The organism is Sphingobacterium sp. UBA7253 (assembly GCF_002472745.1).
GTDB classification, from domain to species: domain Bacteria; phylum Bacteroidota; class Bacteroidia; order Sphingobacteriales; family Sphingobacteriaceae; genus Sphingobacterium; species Sphingobacterium siyangense.
On record NZ_DKSP01000136.1, the window covers coordinates 8,967 to 14,366 of the forward strand.

The 5,400-nt window shown below is 40.0% G+C and carries 7 protein-coding genes; 1 reads left to right on the forward strand and 6 read right to left on the reverse strand.

What is annotated here, in order from left to right:
- Positions 1-173 precede the first annotated feature (173 nt).
- The 6 genes from B2X72_RS14025 to B2X72_RS14050 all read right to left on the reverse strand — a co-directional run bounded on the left by B2X72_RS14025 (position 174) and on the right by B2X72_RS14050 (position 4,458).
- The gene (locus tag B2X72_RS14025) at positions 174-1,274 is read right to left on the reverse strand and encodes a DNA alkylation repair protein (protein WP_286850043.1); all 1,101 of its coding nucleotides are present in this window, start codon (positions 1,272-1,274) and stop codon (positions 174-176) included.
- Positions 1,275-1,358: 84 nt separating this feature from the next.
- The gene (locus B2X72_RS14030; protein WP_075992540.1) at positions 1,359-1,769 is read right to left on the reverse strand and encodes a VOC family protein; all 411 of its coding nucleotides are present in this window, start codon (positions 1,767-1,769) and stop codon (positions 1,359-1,361) included.
- 96 nt (positions 1,770-1,865) lie between these two features.
- A complete protein-coding gene (locus B2X72_RS14035) occupies positions 1,866-2,549 on the reverse strand; it encodes an ATP-dependent Clp protease proteolytic subunit (RefSeq protein WP_075992541.1) in 684 nt (227 codons plus the stop codon).
- Positions 2,550-2,561: 12 nt separating this feature from the next.
- Positions 2,562-2,834 (reverse strand): hypothetical protein, encoded by a 273-nt coding sequence (locus B2X72_RS14040; RefSeq protein WP_286850047.1) that lies wholly within the window; start codon positions 2,832-2,834, stop codon positions 2,562-2,564.
- Positions 2,815-3,348: an RNA polymerase sigma factor gene (locus B2X72_RS14045; protein WP_145329058.1), complete on the reverse strand. Its 534-nt coding sequence runs from the start codon at positions 3,346-3,348 to the stop codon at positions 2,815-2,817. Before B2X72_RS14045 ends, B2X72_RS14040 begins: the two co-directional genes overlap by 20 nt.
- A 153-nt stretch (positions 3,349-3,501) precedes the next feature.
- A complete protein-coding gene (locus B2X72_RS14050; protein WP_286850050.1) occupies positions 3,502-4,458 on the reverse strand; it encodes a bifunctional helix-turn-helix transcriptional regulator/GNAT family N-acetyltransferase in 957 nt (318 codons plus the stop codon).
- Positions 4,459-4,632: 174 nt separating this feature from the next.
- On the opposite strand from B2X72_RS14050, the gene B2X72_RS14055 reads away from it, so the two are divergent.
- On the forward strand, positions 4,633-5,400 hold a 768-nt coding region (locus B2X72_RS14055), incomplete at its 3' end, for a class I SAM-dependent methyltransferase (protein ID WP_286850053.1).

Consider the following 5,400-nt stretch of genomic DNA (forward strand, 5'->3'; position numbering starts at 1 on the left):
GCCCAATGATAAATAGGATAAGTAAGACAAAAAGGATTAAGAGAATTTTCTTCATAACAGACCTCATATTAACATAAGAACTTACCTTATATACGCTGGGAAAAACCTGTCCAGCGTATATCCTGTTGTTTCTAGTAGAACACGAAAGCCCTTCGTTTGTTTCTTATTTCCCGTTAAATGTGCAATAGCTCAAATTCCTGTTGGACTGTTTCTTGCCCATTGACAATAATTGAAATTTTATGTTTCCCGGCATAGAATTTCCGGGTAGTAATCAATTTGAAAGATTGCTTTCGCTCGATACGGTTTATTTCAGTTCCCTGATAGATTCGTTCACTAATTTTAAATACCTTTCGAGATAGCTGACCATTTGACTTTTGATAATATAACCCATACTCCAAACGTAGTGATCGGGGGGCGCTGCTTCCATTCTTAATTTCAAAGGAAAAAATAAGGTGTTCACCTATTTTAACTGCCGGTGTATGGATACTGAGATTCCTAATATGAAAATCGCTACTATCCAGTCCATAAAAGCTTAGAATTGCTGGATGTCCTTGTTTGAGTAAGGTACGGCAGCCATGTTTGATGATGGCATCTGTATTTTTACTGATTCCATTCCACTGCTGGGCAATGGTCAGAACGAGATGGGGATGATCTTTGGCAATATCGTTGAGATTGTTGGCCACACTTCTTCTTACGCTCTCGGATGGGTCATTATGGAGGTTTTGGAGGATAGGCAGGATAGGGGAAGGGTCGTTTTTCAACGCTGGAATTGCCATCGCCCAGGGGAGTCGGGGCCTAGATCCTTCACTTGCAAGGCGTCGAACTTGAGGATGTGGGCTTTTGGACCATCTTTCCATTTCCGCGATCATACGAGATCCATAGTTGATAATAAATGGACGGACGGCAAATTCGCAGGTTATGAATCTCGTGACGATTTCAAATGACTGCACAGCTGTTTCAAAATCTCCGATACCGTAAGTTTCGATATAGTCCGGAAAAATAACATATTCAAGGCCTCCCCGATGCTTCGTTTCTAAGAGATGTTCCACCACTTGTGTTAGTAAGGCCGCTGCTTCGGGAAAGGATGCCGGCATAAATTCATGTAAGGCCACTGTGCTGTGTTTTGTACGCTGTTTCCATTCCATTTCATGAAAACTGCCTGAAAAAACGCGTTTGATAAACTGTTCTCTGTTAAAACTGTTGTCAACGCGGTGGAACTGATCGGCAATAAACTGATAAAATTCCGGTGTATATATATCTTTAATTAGGGCCATGAGTTGAAGAAATAGCTGTTAAATATCGATTAAGGAAGACAAGATACTAATTTTTGGACTTTAGTATCTTGTCATGTGAGCGGATTAGTTCGTGGCTTCTACGCCAAATTTTTTGATCGCCTCAGGGCTCAGCGGAGTGAAAAAGTTAAGCATGTTACCATCGGGATCACAAAAAAGCAATGAGCGATTACCCCAAGGCATTGTTGTCGGTTCCTGAATGATTTTTGAAGCACTATTTTTGATCCGAATATATTCATGATCTACATTTCCCACTAAAAATTCAATAATAATAGGGGCCATGTTACCAAAGATAATGGGGCTGTCGCTAAACATTTGCATCGTGCGAGTACCTCCTATAGCTAGGGTAATCGAACTGGTGGAAAGCTCGGCAAAATCTGGTGTAAACCATTGTGCGGTGAGCCCCAGGATTTCTTCATAGAATCTGACGGACTGCTGAATGTCATTTGCAATCAGTCGAATGGATGTTAGTTTCATGCTGATATAAATTTATTGATGACAAAGTTAAAAGGGCCATTGACAATAGTCTGTCAATAGCCCGATTGAAACTGTCCATAAATTTACTTATCCTTGCTAGATTAGTACGTCGTCAATAATTCCAAATTCTTTTGCTTCTGCAGCAACCATCCAGTGATCCCGGTCGCTGACATCATGTACGCGTTGATAGCTCTGTCCACTGTGTTTGGCAATAATATCGTACAGCTCTTTCTTAATTTTCAGCACTTGATTGGCTGTAATTTCGATGTCCGAAGCCTGTCCTTGAACACCGCCAAGTGGCTGATGGAGCATCACCCGTGCGTGTTCCAGTGCGCTACGTTTGCCGGAAGCACCGCCGCAGAGTAATATCGCACCAAAGGAGAGCGCCATACCTGTGCAGATCGTTGCAACATCCGGACTGATCAATTGCATTGTATCATAAATACCTAATCCGGCATACACTTCACCTCCGGGAGAGTTGATATACAGTTGTATATCTTTTTTGGGGTCAACAGATTGAAGGAATAGCAGCTGGGCTTGTACAATATTGGCGATGTTGGATTCTACAGGAGCACCCATAAAAATAATACGGTCAATCATCAATCTGGAAAATACGTCCATTTGTGATACACGCAATTCGCGTTCTTCGGTGATATATGGCGTCATGGCCAACGGAATGCGTGACTGCTCGATGCCTGAAATATAATGATCCACTAGATCTTTTTGGACATAACAATGCCCTACCGCAAATTTGCGGAACTCATTTTTGTCAATCGTCATGATGTTAGGAATTTAGGATTTGCTAAATAGCTTTATTATTTTTTTTCTAAAAGAGACATGTTCAGGATGTGTAAATAATGCCTGCGTCATGGCTTCAATTTCCATTTTCACTTGTTTGCGCCCGAATTGCCGAATAGCTGCATAAGCTTTTTGTTGCGCAATAACCTTGTGTGCCAACTCTTCGTCCAACACCAATTTCGCTTCAAAAAGCAGTGCATCTTCCGGCTTCGCTATTCCAAAGATATACGCTTCTATCTGTTGGATTTCATTCCATGAAGTCATCATAAACCAGGGATTTTTGTTTAACGGATTCTCTAACTTTCTCCAGGCATTTAAATTTCTGTACAGTGGCGCTCCTTGCTCCCGAATAGCCATATTCATCTGCAATTTCCTGCAGTGACATTTGATCATAATAGAAGCTTTTCAAGAGTTCTAAACATTTACGCCCAGCAGTCTCCAAAAAACGAAACAGCCTTGTGCTAGAAGGAGACTCTTCGGTTATCAAAGCAATATCCACTTGATCTAGGGGAAGGTTTGGACTGGATTGACCATACCGTTTTAACCATAGATTTTTGGCTGTTCCAACCAAATAGCCAATATCGTTGTTTAGTGGTGCTGCTGTTAAAAGAATCTTTTCATAATACACCAGCAAAGCGTCCTGAAATACATCTTTGGCTTCATCCAAATTACCACCCATGCGACTGATATACTTAGCCACGATGGGAAATGTACTTTTATACAAGTTCATAAAGAGCACCTGTCGGTCTATTGTTCGATTTGAATTGATCAATTGTTGCATAGCAATATCATTTATAGACATGTACCAATTTAGTGAAAAGTATCACCTTTTATTTGAAAAATTAGTTAAACAAAAATGCTTCCCTTTTTTGGGGAAGCATTCATTCGCTTATCAGAGTTAGCTTATTCCAGTTTATGTTTCTACTGCTCAAGGTTATTTTTTTAAATCCAGTTCCATCTGGATATTACATCGTTGATAAGGACTTGGATAGCCGCTAATCTTTTGGAACCCCAACTTGTAATAGAGATTGATTGCAGGTTTCAAAATGGTGTTGCTCTCGAGAAACAGTTTTGATGCCCCTAAGGTTTTTGCTTCTTCAATAATTGCTCTTCCCAAAAGATAGCCTATACTTTTGCCCTGCACTGTTGGGGATACCGCCATTTTTGCCAATTCATAGTCAAAATCGGGATGATTCATTTTAATAAGTGAGCATACACCTACAGGTTCATCGTTATAAAGAGCAACCATAATTTTACCCCCTTTTACCAAAATATATTCCTCGGGATTGTCAAGTGCTTTATGGTCAGTTTCTTCCATTTCAAAATAGGTGGAAATCCATTCCTCATTTAAAGACTTAAATGCCAGGCGGTATGTTGGATCATATGGAACAATGTTGACATCCTTACTTTCACGCATTTTCTTTTGTTCCTGGACGCGTTTCAGCAAGGATTTTTGTTCAAGTAGAAATTCCCATTCAGCTAAAGCTTCCCATAGATTGTGCGTGGCTTCCTGGATAACCCCATCTATGGCCCGATCGATATCGATGCATTGAATTTTCATTCTTTCCCAAAGCATTTTTCCTTTATCGGTCAATCCAACCATATTTCGCCGTTTATCCACAGAGCGAAGGTTATTCTCTACAAGACCCGCATTGATCATTTCTTTAACGATTTTAGTGACTGATGGCTGGGAGTGGCCAATCTCTGTTGCTATATCGGTAATTGTTTTTGAATCACCCTCAGACAAGATAAAGAAAACGGGAAACCACTTGGGCGCAAAATCAATCTGATAAAGCTCATGTAATCGGGCGGCCTCTTCTGTGATGTTGGAAGCCATATAGCGCAATCTGCTGCCTAATGCTATTTTTCCTGTTTTTTCAAATAGTTCCATCGTATTATAAGTAATTATATAATCAGTTATGTAAATGTAGGAAAATAATTTAAATGTTGTAAAATTTAAATTTTAAAATTCTGCTGAAACAAAAATATATCGTTGTTTTTTTCGTTATATTTCAATAAATTCAAAGCGTAAAAAACCAGAACCCCTTAAGATAGACCGAAGGACATGAACGAGTTAGAAACTTATTTCCGAAATAATGATGCGAAGCTAATCAATAAATGGATGCATTATTTCGATGTATACGACAGACATTTTAGTCGTTTCAAAGGCAAAGAGATCGTGGTGTTGGAAGTTGGGGTTTTTCAGGGCGGAAGTCTTCAGATGTGGAAGAACTATTTTGGTGATCGTGCGAAAATTTACGGTATCGACATCAATCCGCACTGTAAGGAACTCGAAGAAGAGAATGTAGAGATATTTATTGGTTCACAGTCGGACCGGAAGTTCCTGCGGCAGGTAAAGCAATCCATTCCGCCGATCGATATATTGATCGATGATGGTGGTCATACGATGATACAACAGATTGTGACATTTGAGGAGCTTTTTGATCATGTGAAAGATAATGGCGTATACCTTTGTGAAGATTTACATACATCTTATCAGGTATTTTATGGTGGTGGCCATAAAAGGAACGGTACTTTTATTGAATACAGTAAAAATTTTATTGATTACATCAATGCTTACCATTCCGAGCAACGTGGATTGAAGGTCAATGGATTTACGCGTTCGGTAAGTTCCCTGCATTACTATGACAGCATCTTGGTCGTGGAGAAGCATCGAAGGGATGAAGCACCGATACATATGAAGACAGGGGCAGCGACAGTGAAAGATTTCAATGCGGCTCCCACAGGATTCGATGGATTAAAATGGAAGATTAAGAAACCTGCTTTGACCATGATCAACAAGTTTCTCCGTTTCTTCCGTATTGGTGGGTCT

Excerpts from the sequence above, each read along its gene's own strand:
- B2X72_RS14040 (WP_286850047.1), bottom strand. The coding sequence starts at position 2,834 with ATGATGACTTCATGGAATGAAATCCAACAGATAGAAGCGTATATCTTT.
- B2X72_RS14025 (WP_286850043.1), bottom strand. The coding sequence starts at position 1,274 with ATGGCCCTAATTAAAGATATATATACACCGGAATTTTATCAGTTTATT.
- B2X72_RS14030 (WP_075992540.1), bottom strand. The coding sequence starts at position 1,769 with ATGAAACTAACATCCATTCGACTGATTGCAAATGACATTCAGCAGTCC.
- B2X72_RS14045 (WP_145329058.1), bottom strand. The coding sequence starts at position 3,348 with ATGCAACAATTGATCAATTCAAATCGAACAATAGACCGACAGGTGCTC.
- B2X72_RS14035 (WP_075992541.1), bottom strand. The coding sequence starts at position 2,549 with ATGACGATTGACAAAAATGAGTTCCGCAAATTTGCGGTAGGGCATTGT.
- B2X72_RS14050 (WP_286850050.1), bottom strand. The coding sequence starts at position 4,458 with ATGGAACTATTTGAAAAAACAGGAAAAATAGCATTAGGCAGCAGATTG.